This is a genomic window from bacterium, from assembly GCA_030654305.1.
GTDB lineage: Bacteria > Krumholzibacteriota > Krumholzibacteriia > LZORAL124-64-63 > LZORAL124-64-63 > PNOJ01.
The window spans coordinates 1-1173 of sequence record JAURXS010000434.1 but is presented as its reverse complement, the minus strand read 5'-3'; the positions used below and the strand labels follow the sequence as shown (position 1 = coordinate 1173).

Annotated in this window: 2 protein-coding genes; both read right to left on the bottom strand. The window is 75.7% G+C overall.

Features of this window, described 5'->3' with window-relative positions:
- On the bottom strand, positions 1-790 hold a 790-nt coding region (locus Q7W29_12715), incomplete at its 3' end, for a hypothetical protein (protein MDO9172680.1).
- 130 nt (positions 791-920) lie between these two features.
- Positions 921-1173, bottom strand: a 253-nt coding sequence (locus Q7W29_12710; GenBank protein ID MDO9172679.1) for an OmpA family protein, incomplete at its 5' end; no start/stop codon positions are given.

The following is a 1173-nucleotide window of genomic DNA, read 5'->3' as shown; positions in this document are numbered from 1 at the left end:
GCAGGCGGGCGACGAGTCGGCCGGGCGACGCGGGGTGCGTCGGGGCGGCGGGCTCGCTGAACGAGGCCAGGAACAGGCGCGACAGCGGCGAGCCGCCCGTCGGGGTCGACACCAGGCGGGCGTGGTGGGCGCCCGCGGCGGCTGCGCGCAGGAGGCGGGCGGTCAGCGGCGCCAGGTCGGACAGGCCCGCGACCACGAAGTCGGTGACGGGCGGGCCGGGCCAGCCGCCGGCTTCCAGGGCGTCGACGACGTCGCGCTCGCGGTCGACGTCGTCGCGGGGCGCGACGGCGCGGTGGAGCCGCCAGGCCTCGGCCACGCGGGCCGCGTCGCGCGACATGATCTCGCTGCCGGGTCCGAGGTCTTCGTCGCCGTCCCCGTCGATCCCCGCGGGATCCAGGCCGTGCCGCCGCAGTTCGTCGAAGAGGCGCACCAGTTCCTCGGCCAGGCCGGCGGCCGCGCCGGGGCGCTCCCGCACCCAGGCGGTGGTCGCCAGGCGTGGCGCCAGGACCGCGGCCCGCAGGCGGTTCGGCACCGTCGTGGCGTCGTCGATCCCGAGGCGCAGGGCCAGGTCCGCCGCGAGGCGGCCGGGCGTGGTCAGGCGCGGCAGCAGCAGGCCGTCGGCGCCCGAGGCGTCGAGCAGCGCGTGCCGCAGCGAGCCGCAGGCGCGCACGGCCGGCAGCACCACCAGGGCCGACGGCAGGTCGTCGCCGCAGACCGCCAGCAGCAGGCGTGCGAGGCCCGGCGTGAAGGGAGCGTCCAGGGGGAGGTCGTGACGATGCCAGCTGGTCATCGCGCGATGATAGACCGGGAGGTGCGGGCGGCACAACCGCGGTTCGGCCGCGGCGGTGCCGGAACGTAAAAAACTGGGAGGGGCCTTCCGTGGAAGACCCCTCCCGGGCGGTGGGAACCGCTCTCGTCGGTCAGCGCTCGAGCAGCTTCTGGCTCTCGATCACGCGCTTGATGGTCTCCGCGTTGAGCACTTTGAACTCCACGCGCCGGTTCTGGGCGCGTCCCGCCTCGGTGCCGTTGTCGGCCAGGGGCAGTGACTCGCCGTAGCCCTTGACCGAGTACTGGCCGCCGCGGATCTCGGGGAACTTCGCGACCAGGTAGTCCAGCACGGCCTGCGCGCGGCGCTGGCTGAGCTGCTGGTTGGCCGCCTCGGCGCCCTTGCTG